Below are 16785 nucleotides of genomic sequence, written 5' to 3'. Positions count from 1 at the left end.
GCAGGCCCTCAGGCGACCGGGGTGGCCGGGCGGGTCCAGGACTCCACGCACCCCGCGTGCGGTGTCAGCGCGAACGCTTCGAGCGCCGCGCCCCACTGTCCCGCCGCGGTGCCGAGCGTCGACAGGCGGATCGGGGGCGCGTCCCGCCAGACCAACAGGTCCGCCATCGCACGCTCGACCGGCTCGAGCAGCGCGTCACCCGCCAGCGCCAACCCTCCGCCGAGCACCACCAGCGCCGGGTCGAGCAACATCGTCAGCGTGCTGACGCCGAACGCCAGCGCGGTCACCGCCTCACCCCAGACCCGGTCGGCAACAGGGTCGGCGCCGAGGCGGGCGACCACCCCCCGTGCGGTGTTCACTTCGGCGCCTCCGGCGGCCAGGTACCTCCGGAGGACCGCCGCCCCGGCCGCGTACGCCTCCAGGCACCCCCGCTTGCCGCACGGGCACGGCTCGCCGTCCGGGTAGACCGGCATGTGCCCAGCCTCCCCGGCGGCGCTGCCCGCTCCGCTGACCAGCGCACCCCCGGTGACGACCGCCGCCGCGATCCCGGTCCCGAGCTGGAGCAGCACGAAGTCGTCCGCGCCGCGCGCCGCGCCCAGGTGCCGCTCGGCCCGTCCGGCCGCCCGCACGTCGTGGCCGACCGACACCGGCAGGCCGAGCGGACCCTCCAGCGCCGCCCGCAGGTCCAGATCGCGCCACCCGAGATTCGACGCGTACGCGACCCGGCCGGTCTCGGCGTCGACCAGGCCGGGCGTCACCACGCCGGCGGCCAGCACGTCGAGCCCGTCGGCGACCGCCGCGCCGCGCAGCGACTCGACCAGCGACCGGACGACCGCGACCGTGTCCGTTCCCCCGGCACTCGGCGCCGTGCGGTGGTGACGCGGCAACCCCCGGTCGTCGACCACGGAGGCCTTGACCGTGGTCCCGCCGACGTCGACCGCGACGACCGCGGCGGTCACCGGCGTCCCACCCCGGCCAGCACCGCGCGCACCTCGTCCGCAGACGTGCGATCGCGCCCACCGGCCGGCACCATCGCACGCAGGTGCACCTCGGGAGCCCGGGTGTGCGCGACCAGCGCCGCGACGTTGTACGACCGCACCGAACCGCCGGCGAGGATCGTGATCCGGTCGGCGGCATGCTCGACCAGCGCGCGCAGCCGATCGCGGCCGTCCGCAGCGGCGCCCGGTCCCCCGCCGGTGAGCACCCGGGCCACGCCCAGCGACGCCAGCGTGTCGAGCGCCGCGAACTGCTCGTCCACCTCGTCGAACGCGCGGCTGTACGTCACCGGCGCACCACCGCACTCCGAAAGCAGGGCCGACAGCAACGGCACGTCGATCCGCCCGGACGCCGTCAACCCGCTCAGCACGAACCCCACCCGTGGGTACTGCGCGTACGTCCTGATGTCGAACAGCATCACGCGCAGCTCGTCGGCTGAGTACACGAAGTCCCCGCCGCGGGGCCGGATCAGCACCTGGACGCCGACCCGCGACGTCGCCCCCAGCACCGCGTCGACCATGCCGTGCGAGGGCGTGATGCCGCCTTCCAGCAGATCCGCGCAGAGCTCGATCCGGTCGGCGCCCTCCCGCTCGGCCACCCGAGCCCCGTCGACGTCGTCCAGACAGATCTCGACCAGCGTCACGCGAACGTACCCAGGTCAGCGCCGAGCCGGATCCGGCCGACCGGCCGGCCGCCGCCGAGCACCGGCACCTCGGCCAGGTCACCGACGCCGGAGGTGTCGACGCCGAGCGCGCGCAGCGCCGCGACGGCGAGCATCGTGGTCGCCCGCGGCGAGCCGTCGAGGACCTTCATCGCGACGGCGCGGCCGTCGGCGGCGGCCGCGACCAGCACACCTTCCGCTCCGCCCTTCGCGACGACGCCCGGCACGCGCCGCATCAGCTCGGTGTTCACGTGCCCGGTACCGCCGACGAAGAACGGTTCGGCGCGCATCGCGTCGGCGACGGTTCGCTCGGCCGAGCCGGGAGCCGCGGTCACCAGCCGAGCGGCGGCCCGCGCCAGGCCGAGCGTGGTGGTGCCGAACAGCGGCGCTCCGCAGCCGTCGGTCGTCACGTGGGTCACCGGGCCGCCGGTGGCCTCCTCGAGGATCGCCCGCACGCGCTGCTGCAGCGGGTGATCCGGGAGCAGGTAGCCGCCGACGTCCCAGCCGTTGACCACGGACGCCGCGAGCATCGCCGCGTGCTTGCCCGAGCAGTTCATCCGGATCGGCGACCGCGACGAGCCGCCGGCGATCAGCGAGTTCCGCGTCGGTTCGTCCTCCGGCCAGTCCGGCGGGCACCCGAGAGCCTCCTCGGACAGCCCCGCGGACACCAGGATCTCCCGGCTCAGGACGGCGTGCGCGTCCTCGCCGGTGTGGCTCCCCGCCGACAGCGCGGTCCCGGCGTCGTCCAGCACGAGGCCAACGGCCCGGCAGACGACCGCCTGCCAGGGCTTCACCGACGAGCGCGGCAGGATCGGCGCGTTCGGGTCACCGGCCGCGAACGCGATCCGGCCGTCCGCGGTCAGCGCGACCAGCGTGCCGTGGTGGCGGCTCTCCGCGAACCCGTCCCGCTCGACGACGGCCAGCTCTGCGAGGTCACTCATAGGGTCTTCTCCGGTACGGGTGCGGCGGTGCGCCGCCGGGTGAACGTCTGCAGTTTGTGCGCGACGCCGGACAGCGACAGGTTGCAGACCAGGTAAACGAGCGTGACGACGAGGTACGTCTGGACGAGCAGGTGGTTGTACGCGGCGAGCACCTGCGCGCGGTACAGCAGCTCGGTGAACGCGACGATGTACCCGAGCGAGGTGTCCTTCAGCAGCGACACCAGTTGCGAGACGACCGATGGCGCCACCGCACGGAGCGCCTGCGGCAGGACCACCAACCGCATCGACTGGACCCGGGTCATGCCGAGGCTCACCGCGGCCTCGTTCTGCCCGCGCGGCATGCTCAGGATGCCCGCCCGGAAGATCTCCGCGAACGCGGCGGCGTTAGCCACGGTCAGCGGCAGCACGAGCTTCCAGAGCAGCGGCAGGTTGATCCCGTACCGCGGCAACGCGAACAGCGTCACGTAGATCAACAGGAGCACCGGGAGCGTGCGGGCGATCTCGATGTAGGCCGTGGCGAGCCACCGCACGGGCCGCACCGGCGACAGCCGGCCGAGCGCCAGGATCAGGCCGAACGCCGCACCGAGCACCGCGACCAGGGCCGCGGCCTGCACCGTCCCGCGCAGGCCGACCAGCAGGTACTCCCAGATCGGCCACTCGCCGAACGGCCGCCACTTGTCGGCGTCCAACTGTCCGTGCGACGCGAACTGCCGCAGCGCGAGAACGACAACTGCCACGAGCACAACAACGGTGACGATCGACGCGATCCGAATCCGACGCCGTCCGCGCGGCCCGGGCTCGTCGAACAGAACCGACCCACTCATCGGACGATCGCCACCCGTCGCTCCAGCACACCCGTGGACAACCCGATCACCAGCGCCAGCGCCATGTACGCGAGGCCCGCGCCGACGAAGATCGGGATCGGCTGGGCGTGCACGAGGTTCACCTTGTTGGCGCTGGCGGTCAGCTCGACGACCCCGACGGCCGCGGCCAGCGACGTGTTCATGACCAGCGCGATCATCACGTTCCCGACCGGCTGGACGACCGCCCGCAGCGCCTGGGGCAGGATCACCAGCCGCAGCGACTGGAAGAACGTCAGCCCGAGCGCGCGAGCCGCCTCGGCCTGGCCCATCGAGACCGTGTTGATTCCGCTGCGCACGGCCTCGGCGACGTACGCGGCCTCGTAGATCACGAGCACGAGCACGGCGGTCGTGGTCAGCGGCATCAGCAGGCCGACGTCCGGCAACGCGAACACGAACAGGACGAGCAGCGCCAGCGCCGGCACATTGAGGAAGAACTGCACGTAGCCGAACGCGAGGCTCCGCAGGATCGGCACCGGGCTGACCCGGGCCGCGGTGACCACGACGCCGAGCAGCAGCGAGCCGATGCCGGCGACGACGGTCATCCAGACCGTCGTCCAGAGCCCGTCCAGCAACGCGGGCAGGTTGTCGAGCAGGACGTTCACGCGAAGCCTCCGAAAGGGCGCCGGGGCGGCGGTCACCGCCCCGGCGCCGAACGACTCAGGACCCGGGAACCGAACCGATCGCGGGCGGCTCGGGGGCTTCCGACTTCACGACGGTTCCGAGCGAGGCCTTCCAGATGTCGGCCCAGAGGCCTTCCTTCTGGATCGTCGTCAGCCACGTGTTGACGAACTGCTTCATCTGCGAGTCGCCGTGCTTCAAACCGATGCCGTACGGCTCGGACGTGAACGGGTTGCCGACGACCGTGATGTCCTTGTTGGACGCCGCGTTGCTGGCCAGTAGCGTGATGTCCTGCACGTACGCGTCACCGCGGCCCTGGGTCAGCGCCTGCACGGCCTGCGGGTCGGTGCCGAACTGGATCACCTTGGCGGTCGGGACCCGCTTCGGGATCTCGGTGACGGCCGGGGTGTTCGCGCCGACGATGACGGTCTTGCCCGCCAGATCGTCGATGCTCTTGATCTCGGTGTTGCCGGTCTTCACCGCGACCGCGAGGCCGGAGGAGAAGTACGGTCCGGCGAACGCGACCTGCTTCGCCCGCTCCTCGGTGATCGTGTACGTGTTGAAGACGACGTCGACCGTGCCGTTGCCGAGCAGCGCCTCGCGCGTCTCGGTGGCGGGCGGCACGATCTCGACGCTCGGCTTGCCGAGGATGTAGATCGCGAGCGCCTTGGCCAGGTCGGCGTCGAATCCGGTGACGTTGTCCGGGTTCGACGGGTCCTGCTGGGACAGCAGCGGGGCGTCCAGCGCCTCGGCGACGACCAGCTTGCCGCGCTTCTTGATCTTCTCCATCGTCGAGCCGGGCAGGATCGCCGCGGCGTCGGCCACCGGAGCGTCCGCAAAAAGATCGGTGGACGCGGAGCTGGCAGCGGGGGGAACCGCGGACGAGCCCGAGTCCGAGCCGCCGCCGCAGGCGGCGAGCGCGAGCGTCACCGCGGCGAGCGCCGCCGTGAGCAACGTGCGGTTGGCGACTTTCGCCATGTGTTACCCCTTCAGTGAGACAGGACCTTCGAGAGGAACGAGCGGGCCCGCTCGCTGCGGGCGCCCGTGAAGAACGCGTCGGGGGTGTCGGACTCGACGATCTGCCCGGCGTCCATGAAGACGACGCGGTCGGCCGCGCGGCGGGCGAACCCCATCTCGTGGGTGACGACGACCATCGTCATGCCCTCGGCGGCGAGCCCGACCATCACGTCGAGCACCTCGCTGACCATCTCCGGGTCGAGCGCGGAGGTGGGCTCGTCGAACAGCATGACCTTCGGGCGCATCGCGAGCGCGCGGGCGATCGCGGCACGCTGCTGCTGACCGCCGGAGAGCTGCGCCGGGTACTTGCCTGCCTGATCGGCGATGCCGACGCGGTCGAGGAGTTCGAGGCCTTCGGCGCGGGCCGTCGCCCTGTCGCGCTTCGCCACGTGGATGGGACTTAGCGCGACGTTGTCCAGGATCGTGCGGTGGCCGAACAGGTTGAACGACTGGAAGACCATCCCGACCTGCGCGCGCAGCTGGGCCAGCGCGCGTCCCTCGGCGGGTAGCGGACGCCCGTCGATGCGGATCTCACCGGAGGTCAGCGTCTCCAGCCGGTTCAGGCAGCGGCAGAGCGTCGATTTACCCGAACCGGACGGCCCGACGACGACCACGACCTCGCCGGCGGCGACCTCCAGATCGATGTCGCGCAGCACGTGCGCGTCGCCGAAGTGCTTGTTCGCACCGGTCACCTCGATCATCGGGGCCACACCGTCACCTCCCGTCCCCCAGCAGTTCATCCAGCACGGCGAACCGTAATTCCAATTATCGAAGCAAGTCAATCGGTGATCGAAGATTTATCGCGAACCTGGTACAACCATGGGGTGCAGCCTGAACCCGTCGCCCCCGATTCGCCGGGTGCCGTTCTCCGCCTCGTGCGTACGGGTCACGCCGCGTCCCGGTCCGATATCGCACGTCTGACCCACGTATCGGCCTCGACCGCGGCCACCCGCGTCGAAGCCCTGATCGAGCTCGGCTTCCTGCACGAGACCGGCGCCGGTCGGTCGCGCGGCGGCCGTCGGCCGCGCCGCCTGGAACTGCGTACGGACGCCGGGACCGTGGCCGCCGCCGACCTGGGGGCCAACCACGCGTCGCTCGCGCTGTTCGACCTCGGCGGGACGCTGCTGACCGAACGGCTGCTCCCGATGGACATCGCCGACGGCCCGGAACGCGTCCTGGCCTGGGTCGTGGATCAGGTGCGCGATCTGGGAGCCGCGTTCCCCGCGCCGCTGGCCGGGCTCACGGTCGGGGTGCCGGGGCCGGTGGACTTCCGCGCCGGGCGGGTCGTGTCACCGTCCCGGATGCCCGGGTGGAACGGCGCGGACGTGCCGGGGTGCGCCGCCGGGCTGATCGACGTCCCGGTGCTGGTGGAGAACGACGCGAACCTGATGGCGCTCGGCGAGTTCTCGGCCGCCCAGGACGGCACCGAGCACCTGGTGTTCCTCAAGGCCGGGTCCGGTATCGGCTGCGGCGTCATCGCGTCGGGGCAGCTCCACCGGGGTGCGCGCGGCGCGGCCGGCGACATCAGCCACGCGCCGGTCTCCGACCAGCAGGACGTCCCCTGCTCCTGCGGGCGCACCGGTTGCCTGGACGCGGTCGCCAGCGGCGCCGCGCTCGCGCGGCGTCTGCAAGCGGCCGGGTTCGACGTGCAGGGCACGTCCGGCGTCATACAAATCGCTCGGGACGCCGAGCCGGTGTCCGCCCGCATGCTCCGGGATGCCGGGCGTGCCACCGCCGACGTGCTGGCGACGATCGTCAACTTCTTCAACCCGGACACGCTCGTGCTCGGTGGGCAGCTCAGCCAGGCGGAGCCGTACGTGGCGAACATCCGCTCGACGCTCTACGAGCGGTGCCTGCCGATGGCGGTGGAGAGGCTGGTCATCGAGCCGAGCCGGGCCGGGCGGCTGGCGGGCGTGATCGGCGGTGGCCGGCTGATGCTCGAGCACCTCTTCGACCCGGTTCGGGTCAACGCGCTGGTGCCCTGACACGCCGGAGCCCGGACCGTCGTCACGGCCCGGGCTCCGGAATTCACTAACTCAGGCGAGGTAGCCGAACGTCGCCCAGGTCTTCGGGCCGACCTCACCGTCGGCGGGCCCGGTCCGCGACTTGTACTTGTTCTGGAACGCCCGGACCGCGCGGTCGGTCGCCGCGCCGAAGTCGCCGTCGATGCCGCCGTGCCCGTTCAGGTACGAGCCGAAGCCGTACTGGTAGAGGTAGACCTGGATCAGCTCCACGCACTTCCCCTCGGAGTTGCGGGCCATCGAGAACTTGTAGTCGTCGCACCAGGCGTGGTCGCCCGGCGCCGCGGCCGCCGGCGACCCGACGGCAGCGGCGCCACCGACGCCGAGGGCGAGGCCGAGGGCGACGGCGGCGGTGATCCGCCGGCCACGGGAGAGAGCCGGACGAAGCGCAGACAGAGACATGTGCGGCCTTTCGTGAGGGAAACGCACGGACACCGGCGGGTGGGTCACCGACCCGTCCGGCACTGGCAGCGTCCACAGCCGACCTTGCACGAACCTTGCGTCGCAGGCCACTCGCTGATCGCGTTATTGCTGGTCACAGCCGTGTCACCGGCCGTTCGGGCAACCGTTGCCGACTGTTCTCGCGCGCCTGACGCACACTGGGACCCGTGGAACCTGTGTTGACGATCGCTTCGCTGCCCGCTTCGGACTCCCGGGACGACGTCCTGGTCGCGCGCCTGGCCGACCTGGTCAACGAGGTCTACGAGACCGCAGAACAAGGTCTGTGGATCCCCGGCACGACCAGAACGACGGTGGACGAGATCGCCGAACTGATCCGGGCGGGCGAGCTGTGGGTCGCGCGGCTGGACGACGAGGTCGTCGGCTGCGTGCGGATCCGGCAACTCGACGAGCGCACCGCGGAGTTCGGCATGCTGGTGGCCGCGCCGAAGTACCGCGGGATCGGCATCGGCCGCGAGCTCGTCCGGTTCGCGGAAAAGGCCGGGCGCAGCGCCGGAGCAGCGGTGATGCAGCTCGAGGTGCTCGTTCCGCAGGACTGGGCGCACCCGTCGAAGGAGTTCCTGCGGGACTGGTACGGCAGGATCGGCTACCGGGTCGTGCGCACCGGCGACTTCCAGGTGGCCGAGCCCCGCCTCGCGCCGCTGCTCGCCACCCCCTGCGACTACGTGGTGTTCCACAAGCCGCTCACCGGCGGGAAGGCGTCCGCCGGGTGAGCACCAGCGCGAGCCCGACCGTGCTGAGCACCGCCGCGGCGGCGAACCCGTACCGGTAGCCGATGTGCTGGGCGACGCCCAGCAGCGGCGCCGACAGCGTCGCGCCGATTGGGAACGCGTTGCTGAACAGCGTCGACGCCCGGCCCGGCCGGTTCGGCAGCAGGTCGAGGAAGTACGTGATGCCGATGCCCTGGATCAGCGCGATCCCGGACGCGTTGAGGATCTGCGCGGCCGCGACCTGGCCGGTGCCGGTGGAGACCGCGACCACCGCGAAGTACGCCGCCGCGAGCGCGGGGCCGACGAGGTACAGCACGCGGATCGGGATCCGCCCGGCCAGCGCGCCGAACGCGAGCATCAGCGGGATCTCCAGCGCGGCGCAGAGGCCGAGGATGAGCCCGGTGTCGCGGACGCTGCCATGCAGGTCCTCGTCCACGAACAACGGCAATGCTTGGACGCCGAGCACGGCGGCGGTCTGCATCAGGACCAGGCCGACGACGTTGAGCCACAGCAGGCCCTCGGAGACGTCCCGCGAGCTCGAGCCGTCCTCCGGAAGTGCGGCGTCCGGAACTGCCGCGTCGGTGGGCGCGGGCTCCGGCATGCCGAGTTGCGCCACCACCGCCGCCACCGCGTAGACGCCCGCGGCCACCGCGAAGATCAGCGTGAACCCGCCGACCTCGATCAGCACCGCGGCCAGGAACGGTCCGGCGACCCAGCTCGCCGAGAACAGCGTCCGCAGGGCGTTGATCGTCAGCGCGGCCCGCTCCCCGGTACCCACCGCGACCCGGGCGTAGGCGAACAACTGAGCCTGCAGCGCGGTCGACACCGCCACGGCCGTTGCGGTGACGATCAGCAGCACCCAGTAGTTCCGCACGACGGCGCTCAGGCCGCACCCCACGACCCCGGCCAGCGACGCCGCGACGATCAGCCGGCTCCGCCACGGCCGGGAGTCCGACAGCCGCCCCAGCGCGCTCGCCGCGAGCACCCCGGTGACGGCGGCGACCAGCAGGAACACGGTGACCAGCACCGGACCGGCGTGCACGGCGTCGGTGAGGAACAGCGCCCGGAACGGGAACGTCATCGCCATCGACAGACCGACCGCGAGGAACACCAGCGAGACCGCGTACCACCGCCCTACGGATTTGGGACGGTGAGGCTGTGAGGTGATGAAGGGGGCAGACACGTCCCCATCGTCCCCGGGGGCTCGCGCGAAGTCGCGCGTACCCCTCCCGTCGCCACCGCCGGTCAGCGCCGGTCGCCGAGACGCTCGGCGAGGCGGTCGAGGCCGGGGCCGGTGAGCCCGGCCAGGCCCGCCAGCCGCCCGGCCGCCGCCAGCAGCAGCTCCTCGGCCCTGCCCCGGACCGCCGGCCCCTGGCCCGTCGACCAGTCCGCGTCGGTGGTGACCAGCTCGAGCCCCGCCACCCGCTTCGGTCCGCCGAGCAGACGGTTCTTCGCCACGTAGGCCAGTGCGGGCAGCGCCAACCGGGTCGGCATCGGGTACGGCCGGCCCAGCGGCCTGGCGATGTCCTGACCGTGTACCAGCACGTCCATCAGCGGATCCATCGGGCCGCTGCCCGGCATCCGGCGCGTGGACTCCGCGCTCTCCCGGAGCCGCGCGACGAGTTCGGCCGGCGGGTACCGCGCGGCCAGGCCGCGCGCCACGTCGTCCTGCATCCGGTCAAAGCTGCCGCGCGCCTTGATCGCGCTCCGCATCACCGAGAAGACCGTCTCCCGGGTGGTCGTCGTGAGGTGCGCGACGACCTCGCGGACGGTCCAGGCGGCGCAGAGCGACGGTACGTCCCAGTCGGCCGTGTCCAGCCCGTCCAGGTAGTCGCAGAGCCGCCGCCGTTCGGCGCGCACCGCGGCGTCGATCTCGGCCGGCGGAAGAGTTGGGCCGTGCTGGATGGTGTTCATCGTTCGTCCTCGCTTCGCGCGTGTTCGGCTTCGTCATGGAGACCGCGGCCGACCGCCGAACTCATCGCGGAAATCCGGGCTGTTCCGCCGTTCCATCGTGGACCCTGTTCAGCGCGCTAGACGACCGGCTAGCACAGTGCTAGCCGATTGGCAAGTTGAATCGTTGACGTTTCTCAAGAAACAGCCCTAGACTCCTGGCGAACTAGGGAGGACGAGTGACGAGCGTCACCAGCGAGCAGGGCACGTCCACGGCGCGCCGGACCACCGGCGGACGCCCCGCGGACGGACGGCAGCGCGTGATCGACGCCGCGGTCGCGCAGTTCGCCGAGTACGGCGTCGAGGGCACCTCGCTGCAGATGATCGCCGACGCGATGGGCGTCACCAAGGCCGCGGTCTACTACCACTTCAAGACCAAGGACGAGATCGTCGTCGCGGTCGTCACGCCGGTCCTCGACCAGCTGCTCGCGATCCTCCGGGAGGCCGAGGCCCAGCGCGGCCAGGCCGCGCGCACCCGCGCGTTCCTCACCGCGTTCACCCGGCTCGTGATCGGACACCGCCAGCTGCTGACCCTGCTCTACGACGACGTCGCGGTGCTGCGAATCCTGCACGAGCACTGGCCGCACTTCGACGAGTTCGAGCGCCGGGTGCCGCTCGTGCTGGTCGGCCCGGACGCCGACGCGGGGCGCCTGGTGGCCGCCGCCGTGGCGCTCACCGGCATCGTCGCCGCCGCCGCGAGCCCGCAGTTCACCCACCTCGGCGACGCCGAGCTGGAAGAACACCTGCTCGACGCCGGGCTCCGACTCGTCGGAGCCAGACGCCGCCGCTGAGACACTAGCCACACGGCTAGCTCGACGGTTGACAGGTTTTGAAATCCCGTTCCACTATGCTCCCCATGAGCGCGCCGTTTGTTGTGATCGGTGCTTCCTTGGCCGGGCTGCGCGCGGTCGAGGCGGCGCGGAATTACGGCTACGACGGTCCGATCACGCTGATCGGCGCCGAACCGCACCTCCCCTACGACCGCCCACCGCTGTCGAAGGCGTTCCTCGAGCCGGGCGCCGAGGCCGTGGTCTTCCGCGAGGAACAGCACCTACGCGACGACCTCGGCGTCGACCTGCGCCTGGGCGCTCCGGCGACGAGTTTGGACCCGGACGCCCGCACGGTGACCGTCGGCGGCGAGGCGCTCGGCTACCGCGCCGCCGTGATCGCGACCGGCTCCACCCCGGTGCCGCTCCCCGGCGCGCCCGCCCTGCGCGGCGTCCATACGCTGCGCACGCTGGACGACGCGCGGGCGATCCGGGACGCGCTGCACGCCGGTGCGCGGATCGTCGTCGTCGGCGCGGGTTTCATCGGGTCGGAGATCGCGTCGGCGGCGCGCCGCTACGGCAACCCGGTGACGGTCGTCGAGGCCGCGCCGGTGCCGCTGGTCCGGGCCGCCGGGCCGCTGGTCGGCGCCGCGCTCGCGCGCCTGCACGAGCGGGCGGGCACCGACCTCCGGCTCGGGACGTCGGTGGCCGCGCTCCGCGGGTCGGACACGGTCGAGGCGGTCGAACTCTCCGACGGTTCGGTGATCGACGCCGACCTGGTCGTCGTCGGGATCGGATCGCGCCCGGCCACCGGGTGGCTCGCGGGCTCCGGGGTGGCGCTGGACCCGGGTGACGGCGGTGTGCGCTGCGACGAGTACCTCGCCACGTCGGTCCCGGACGTGTACGCGGCGGGCGACGTCGCGCACTGGCCCAACCAGCTGCTCGACGTCCCGGTGATGCGGCTGGAGAACTGGACCGGCGCCGCCGAGCAGGGCGCCGCGGCCGCCCGCAACGCGCTCGGGCTCGGCGAACGGACGCCATACGCGACCGCGCCGTACGTCTGGAGCGACTGGTACGACCACCGCCTGCAGTTCGTCGGCCATCCCGCGCCCGACGAGGTGCGGGTCGTGCTCGGCGACCTCGACGGGCCGCGGTTCGTCGCGATCTACCGGTCCGGGGAGCGGATCGCCGGCGCGGTGACGCTCAACGAGCCGGGCAAGGTGATGAAGTACCGGCGCCTGATCGCCCGGCGCGCGGGCTGGCAGGACGCGATCGACCTGTTCCCGGCGCTCACCGCCTGATCCCGGCGGGCGCGGTAGCGGCGAGCGCGACCGTGATGCTCGAGACCGGCGCGGCGCCGCCGAGCGTGTCGATCGCGGTGCCGGCCTCGGCGATCACCTCCGCGACCGCGTCCGCGGGGAGACGGGTCAGCATGCCCTGGGTCGGGATCTGGTCGAGCCACTCGTCCTTCGTGTAGGTGCGCTGCTCGTCAGCGTCCCACCGCTCCGGTTCGCCGAATCCGGCGCGGCGCAGAGCGTCGACCACCGGGCCCAGCATCGGTTCGTAGGCCGCAGCCGGGCGCGCGAGCGCCCGGGGATCGAACGGCAGCTCCGGTGCGACGCGCCGGAGGACGGCGGCGGACGCCTCAGCGAGCGCCGGCGCGACCTGGAACACGTGCCAGAACAGCACGATCCGACCGCCGGGGCGCAGAACCTCCGCCGCCTTCGCGGCGCCCGCGACCGGATCGACCCAGTGCCAGGTCTGCCCGGCGACGACCGCGTCGAACGTGCGGCCGCCCGGGTCCCAGGCCTCGAACGTCGTGACCTCGACCGGCACTCCGGTGTCGCGGGCGAACGCGGCCATCCGCTCGTCGGGCTCGACGCCGAGCACGGTGGCACCGGCGGTGCGGAGCTGCCGCGCCACGATGCCGGTGCCGGTGCCGACGTCGAGGATGTCCGGCCCGGCGGCGGCGATCCGCCGCACGAGCGCGTCGGGGTAGCGCGGTCGGGTGCGGTCGTAGCGGGCGGCGTCCACGCCGAACGACTCCGCGAACTGACGGTGCTGGTGGGGCTGAGCAGAAGTGGGCATGCGCCCACTCTAGTGGGCGCATGCCCACTTCGGTCAAGCGAAGTACGATTCGCTGGTGCCGACCGGGGTAGCCATTCGCGACGTCCGCGAGCAGTTGTTCGACGCCGCCGAACGTGTCCTGCTGCGGGACGGGCCCAGCGCGCTGACCAGCCGGGCGGTGACGACCGAGGCGGGCTGCGCCAAGGGCGTGCTGCACCGGCACTTCGAGGACTTCGACGCGTTCCTCGCGGAGTTCGTGCTCGACCGCGTCACCCGGATGGACGCCCAGGCAGCCGCACTGCGGGACGCCGCGGGAACCGGCACGGTCGTCGACAACCTCGCCGCGGCGCTCACCGCGCTGTTCAACTCGGTCGCGGTGGCGATCGTCCCGCTGGTCATCTTCCGCGACGCGCTGCGCGCCCGGCTGCGCCGCGACTGGCCTGCCGGGATCCCGGTGCTGACCGAGGCCGCGATCCTGATCGGCGCCTACCTGACCGCGGAGCGCGACCTCGGCCGGATCACGGCGGACGCGGAGGTCGACGGGGTGGCGGCCACGCTGATCGGCGCCTGCCACCTGCTGTTCGCCGATCGCACCGGTACCCCGCCGGACCCCGCGGACGTCCGCCGGACGGTGGTGACGGTCGTCAGCGGCGTGCTCACCCGCTCCTAGTGCACGCCGTCCGGGAAACGGGCGGCGAGTTTCGGGAAGCGGGTGGCGAGCGTGGACTCGTCGATGTGCCACTCCCCCCGGAGCGGTGGTACGCCACGGACGGGCCGAGCCCCGAGCTGCCCGGCGACCGCGTTCGCGAACGCCCCGGGATCGCCGCCGGCCGCCGCGTACGCGTCTCGCGGCACCGCGTCGAGGTTCGCGAAGAAGTCCCAGTCCCCCCGCTCCACGGCGTCCGCGTCGGGCAGCGAAGCCAGGACGTCGGGCTCGGCGATCACCGCCTCGAACGACGTCCGGCCGAGCGCGACCAGCGCCGACCGGAACGCGGCGAACCGGTCCTCGTACGCGAACCGTCCGTACCAGTCGTCGGCGGCGCCGCCGGAGAGCAGCGCGGCCGCCGCCAGCGTCACCGGACGCCGGGCACGCTCCATCGCGCGCTCGTAGTGCACCGCGAAGTCCAGGACGTCGTCCGCCGACCGCTCGGCGAGCAGGCTCGACCAGGCCACCGCGACCGCGTCCCGCGGTGTGTCCTCGTCGTACCACCCGCACTCGAGCGCCGCGTACGCCTCGGCAACGACGTCCCAGAACCCGCCTTCGTCCACGCGCGCACCGTACCGGTGCGGCGCGTCAGTCCTTCCCGGCGGCCAGCCGTGAGGGCCACCAGATCCGGCGGCCGATGTCGTAGCTCAACGCGGGCACCAGCAGGCTGCGGACGATGATCGTGTCGAGCAGCACGCCGAACGCCACCGCGAAACCGATCTCGGCGAGGAACACCAGCGGAAGGATGCCGAGCACGACGAACGTGGCCGCGAGCACGATGCCCGCCGACGTGATCACGCCGCCGGTCACCGACAGGCCGCGCAGCACACCCTGGCGGGTGCCGAACGACAGCGCCTCCTCACGGACCCGTGTCATCAGGAAGATGTTGTAGTCGATCCCGAGGGCCACCAAGAACACGAACGCGAAGAGCGGGAACGACTGATCGGCGCCCTCGAAGCCGAAGACGTGCGTGAACATGAACCCGCACACGCCCAGCGTCGCCGCGAACGAGAGCACGACGGTGGCGATCAGCAGCACCGGCGCCAGCAGCGCCCGGAACAGCACGGCCAGGATCACGAAGATCACCGCGAGGACGATCGGGATGATCAGGTTCCGGTCGTGGACCGAGGCGGTGGAGACGTCGAGGTTGGCCGCCGAGGCCCCGCCGACCTTCGCGTCCGCGCCGGACACCCCGTGCACGGCGGTGCGCAGGCGCTCGATCGTGTCGTAGGCGGCCGGTGAGTCGTACGAGTCGGCGAGCGTCGCGTTGACGACGATGCGCCCGTCGATCGGCGCCACCTGGAACGACGGATCGAGGCAGCCGTCCGCACCCACCGGCGGCGGGCCGCCCCCACTGGTCGCCGCGGACAGCTTCGCGTAGTCGGGCTGCACGCACACCGAGCCCGGCGTCTGCGCCACACCCTCGGTGTCGCGCGCAGCGGCGATGACCGCATCGGTCTCGGACGCGTCGGTGACGATCACGGCCGGAGCGCCGGCGCCCTTGGCGAAGTTCGCGTCGTAGAGTTCCTGGCCGACGACCGCGTCCGGCTTCGTGGTGAAGCTCTCCGCGGTGGTCAGCCCGTCGGTCTTCAGCGACGTCAGCCCGGCGAGGCAGAGGAGCAGGAGGACAGTCGCGCCGATCCACACGATCCGGTGCCACCGCCCGACCAGCCCGGCCAGCCGGCTCCAGAACCCGTGCGAGGCGATGTCGCTCTGGTGGTCACGGTGCGGAATGCGCGGCCAGAACACCCACGAGCCGTTGAGCGTCCAGAAGATGCCGCGGGCACCCTCGGGCCGTGCGCGCCGCAGCCGCGGCACGACGTAGGCGAGCAGCTGCGGGATCGGCCAGAACCAGAGCTTGGGGACGAGGACCAGCGACAGCGGCAGGAACGTCGTCATCACGACCAGCGTGCAGACGATCCCGATCGCCGAGACCGGACCGAGGCTCTTGTTCGAGTTCAGCTCGGAGAAGCTCAGGCACAGCAGCGCGATCGTCACGGTCGCCGCGGACGCGACGATCGCCTGGATCGAGGCCTTCCACGCCGCGATCATCGCGTCGAACGGTGCGTATTCGTGCAGCTCCTCGCGGTAGCGGGCGATGAGCAGCAGCGCGTAGTCGGTTCCCGCCCCGAGTACCAGCACCGACAAAATGCTCTGGCTCTGCCCGGTCAGCGTCAGGACTTCGTTCTTCGCCAGGAAGTAGACGACCAGCGAGGACACGCCCAGCGCGAGCCCCGCCGAGATCAGCGGCAGGAACGGTAGGACAATCGACCGGTAGACCAGCAGCAGGATCACGAAGATGACGCCGACCGCGGTGAGCAGCAGCGTGCTGTCGAGCCCGGAGAACGCGTCGATGAACGCGACGAGCAGGCCACCCGGACCGGCGGAATGGACGTCGAGGCCGTCTGGCGCCGCGTCACGCGCGACCCTGAGCACCTCTTGCTCGTGCTCGAGCAGCTGTTCGCCGTTGAGCTCCTCGCCGTTGTTCGAGGCGATCAGCGGCACGAAGAGCGACGCGGTCTGCCCGTCCTCGGAGTACTCCGGCGGCGTCACGGCCTGGGCGTCGACGCCGGGCAGGTCACGGACGGTGGTGGCCAGGCCGTCGATCGCGGACTTGTCGGCCGGGGTCAGGCCGGCGTCCCGGTGGAAGACGACGAACCCCGGGATGTTCTGCACCGGGGTGAACTTCTCGGCCTCGTTCCCGGCGATCGTCGACTCGGCCGACGCGGGGAGGTAGGAGGCGTTGTCGTTCTTCTGGACCTCGCCGAGTTTGCTCTGGTACGACCCGCCGGCACCGCCGACGAGGAACACGATCACCCCGACCGCGATCACCGCGAAGACCGGCCAACTTCGGCGCCGGGGCGGCGGAGCGGGCTCCGCGGGACGCGTGTCGGACTCGGTGAGCTGGGTTGTTCCGCTGGACGGTTCGTCCGCCATAGTCGATTCCTCCGGAATCGGGGTGGCGCCGCTCATGGACCGGTTGACCTCCACAGTGAACCACCGGGGTGC

General features: G+C 72.0%; 18 protein-coding genes. 5 read left to right on the top strand and 13 right to left on the bottom strand.

Features of this window, described 5'->3' with window-relative positions:
• Positions 1 to 8: 8 nt before the first annotated feature.
• Genes BUB75_RS24405 through BUB75_RS24375 form a run of 7 tightly spaced genes read right to left on the bottom strand, consistent with a single transcriptional unit; the run spans position 9 to position 5797 of the window.
• Entirely contained in the window at positions 9 to 959 is a 951-nt protein-coding gene (locus BUB75_RS24405) for an ROK family protein (RefSeq protein WP_073260113.1), read from the bottom strand.
• The gene (locus BUB75_RS24400) at positions 956 to 1639 is read right to left on the bottom strand and encodes a copper homeostasis protein CutC (protein WP_073260112.1); all 684 of its coding nucleotides are present in this window, start codon (positions 1637 to 1639) and stop codon (positions 956 to 958) included. Before BUB75_RS24400 ends, BUB75_RS24405 begins: the two co-directional genes overlap by 4 nt.
• Positions 1636 to 2598: an asparaginase gene (locus BUB75_RS24395; protein WP_073260111.1), complete on the bottom strand. Its 963-nt coding sequence runs from the start codon at positions 2596 to 2598 to the stop codon at positions 1636 to 1638. Before BUB75_RS24395 ends, BUB75_RS24400 begins: the two co-directional genes overlap by 4 nt.
• Positions 2595 to 3422: an amino acid ABC transporter permease gene (locus BUB75_RS24390; RefSeq protein ID WP_073260110.1), complete on the bottom strand. Its 828-nt coding sequence runs from the start codon at positions 3420 to 3422 to the stop codon at positions 2595 to 2597. Before BUB75_RS24390 ends, BUB75_RS24395 begins: the two co-directional genes overlap by 4 nt.
• Entirely contained in the window at positions 3419 to 4063 is a 645-nt protein-coding gene (locus BUB75_RS24385) for an amino acid ABC transporter permease (protein ID WP_073260109.1), read from the bottom strand. The genes BUB75_RS24390 and BUB75_RS24385 overlap by 4 nt, the downstream gene beginning before the upstream one ends.
• 55 nt (positions 4064 to 4118) lie before the next feature.
• The gene (locus tag BUB75_RS24380; protein ID WP_073260108.1) at positions 4119 to 5057 is read right to left on the bottom strand and encodes a glutamate ABC transporter substrate-binding protein; all 939 of its coding nucleotides are present in this window, start codon (positions 5055 to 5057) and stop codon (positions 4119 to 4121) included.
• Between the two features lie 11 nt (positions 5058 to 5068).
• Complete coding sequence (locus BUB75_RS24375) at positions 5069 to 5797, bottom strand: amino acid ABC transporter ATP-binding protein (RefSeq protein WP_084741674.1); 729 nt, start codon at positions 5795 to 5797, stop codon at positions 5069 to 5071.
• Between the two features lie 123 nt (positions 5798 to 5920).
• Here BUB75_RS24375 and BUB75_RS24370 point away from each other — a divergent pair, with 123 nt between their 5' ends.
• Complete coding sequence (locus BUB75_RS24370; RefSeq protein ID WP_073260106.1) at positions 5921 to 7081, top strand: ROK family protein; 1161 nt, start codon at positions 5921 to 5923, stop codon at positions 7079 to 7081.
• A gap of 51 nt (positions 7082 to 7132) precedes the next feature.
• Here the strand turns inward: BUB75_RS24370 and BUB75_RS45420 are convergent, their stop codons facing one another.
• A complete protein-coding gene (locus BUB75_RS45420) occupies positions 7133 to 7519 on the bottom strand; it encodes a peptidoglycan-binding domain-containing protein (RefSeq protein ID WP_073260105.1) in 387 nt (128 codons plus the stop codon).
• Positions 7520 to 7725: 206 nt separating this feature from the next.
• On the opposite strand from BUB75_RS45420, the gene BUB75_RS24360 reads away from it, so the two are divergent.
• Positions 7726 to 8289, top strand: coding sequence for a GNAT family N-acetyltransferase (locus BUB75_RS24360; protein ID WP_218617738.1), 564 nt, complete (start codon positions 7726 to 7728; stop codon positions 8287 to 8289).
• Here the strand turns inward: BUB75_RS24360 and BUB75_RS24355 are convergent.
• Both BUB75_RS24355 and BUB75_RS24350 read right to left on the bottom strand, forming a co-directional pair.
• On the bottom strand, positions 8261 to 9469 hold the full coding sequence (locus BUB75_RS24355; protein ID WP_218617737.1) for an MFS transporter: 1209 nt from the start codon (positions 9467 to 9469) through the stop codon (positions 8261 to 8263). The genes BUB75_RS24360 and BUB75_RS24355 overlap by 29 nt on opposite strands.
• 62 nt (positions 9470 to 9531) lie before the next feature.
• Positions 9532 to 10200, bottom strand: coding sequence for a maleylpyruvate isomerase family mycothiol-dependent enzyme (locus BUB75_RS24350; RefSeq protein WP_073260104.1), 669 nt, complete (start codon positions 10198 to 10200; stop codon positions 9532 to 9534).
• 215 nt (positions 10201 to 10415) lie between these two features.
• Here BUB75_RS24350 and BUB75_RS24345 point away from each other — a divergent pair, with 215 nt between their 5' ends.
• Entirely contained in the window at positions 10416 to 11027 is a 612-nt protein-coding gene (locus BUB75_RS24345; RefSeq protein ID WP_084741647.1) for a TetR/AcrR family transcriptional regulator, read from the top strand.
• Positions 11028 to 11092: 65 nt separating this feature from the next.
• Complete coding sequence (locus BUB75_RS24340; protein ID WP_073260103.1) at positions 11093 to 12304, top strand: NAD(P)/FAD-dependent oxidoreductase; 1212 nt, start codon at positions 11093 to 11095, stop codon at positions 12302 to 12304.
• Here BUB75_RS24340 and BUB75_RS24335 read toward each other — a convergent pair.
• Complete coding sequence (locus BUB75_RS24335) at positions 12294 to 13091, bottom strand: class I SAM-dependent methyltransferase (protein WP_073260102.1); 798 nt, start codon at positions 13089 to 13091, stop codon at positions 12294 to 12296. The two genes, BUB75_RS24340 and BUB75_RS24335, sit on opposite strands and share 11 nt — an antisense overlap.
• A gap of 55 nt (positions 13092 to 13146) precedes the next feature.
• On the opposite strand from BUB75_RS24335, the gene BUB75_RS24330 reads away from it, so the two are divergent.
• Entirely contained in the window at positions 13147 to 13740 is a 594-nt protein-coding gene (locus BUB75_RS24330; protein ID WP_073260101.1) for a TetR/AcrR family transcriptional regulator, read from the top strand.
• Here the strand turns inward: BUB75_RS24330 and BUB75_RS24325 are convergent.
• Positions 13737 to 14339, bottom strand: coding sequence for a DUF4240 domain-containing protein (locus tag BUB75_RS24325; protein WP_073260100.1), 603 nt, complete (start codon positions 14337 to 14339; stop codon positions 13737 to 13739). The two genes, BUB75_RS24330 and BUB75_RS24325, sit on opposite strands and share 4 nt — an antisense overlap.
• 25 nt (positions 14340 to 14364) lie before the next feature.
• On the bottom strand, positions 14365 to 16713 hold the full coding sequence (locus BUB75_RS24320; RefSeq protein WP_073260099.1) for an MMPL family transporter: 2349 nt from the start codon (positions 16711 to 16713) through the stop codon (positions 14365 to 14367).
• Positions 16714 to 16785: the final 72 nt, after the last annotated feature.

The sequence above is a fragment of the Cryptosporangium aurantiacum genome, assembly GCF_900143005.1.
In the GTDB taxonomy this organism is placed as follows: Bacteria; Actinomycetota; Actinomycetes; order Mycobacteriales; family Cryptosporangiaceae; genus Cryptosporangium; species Cryptosporangium aurantiacum.
The sequence above is the reverse complement of the archived record's forward strand: the minus strand, read 5'-3'. Positions and strand labels throughout refer to the sequence as shown.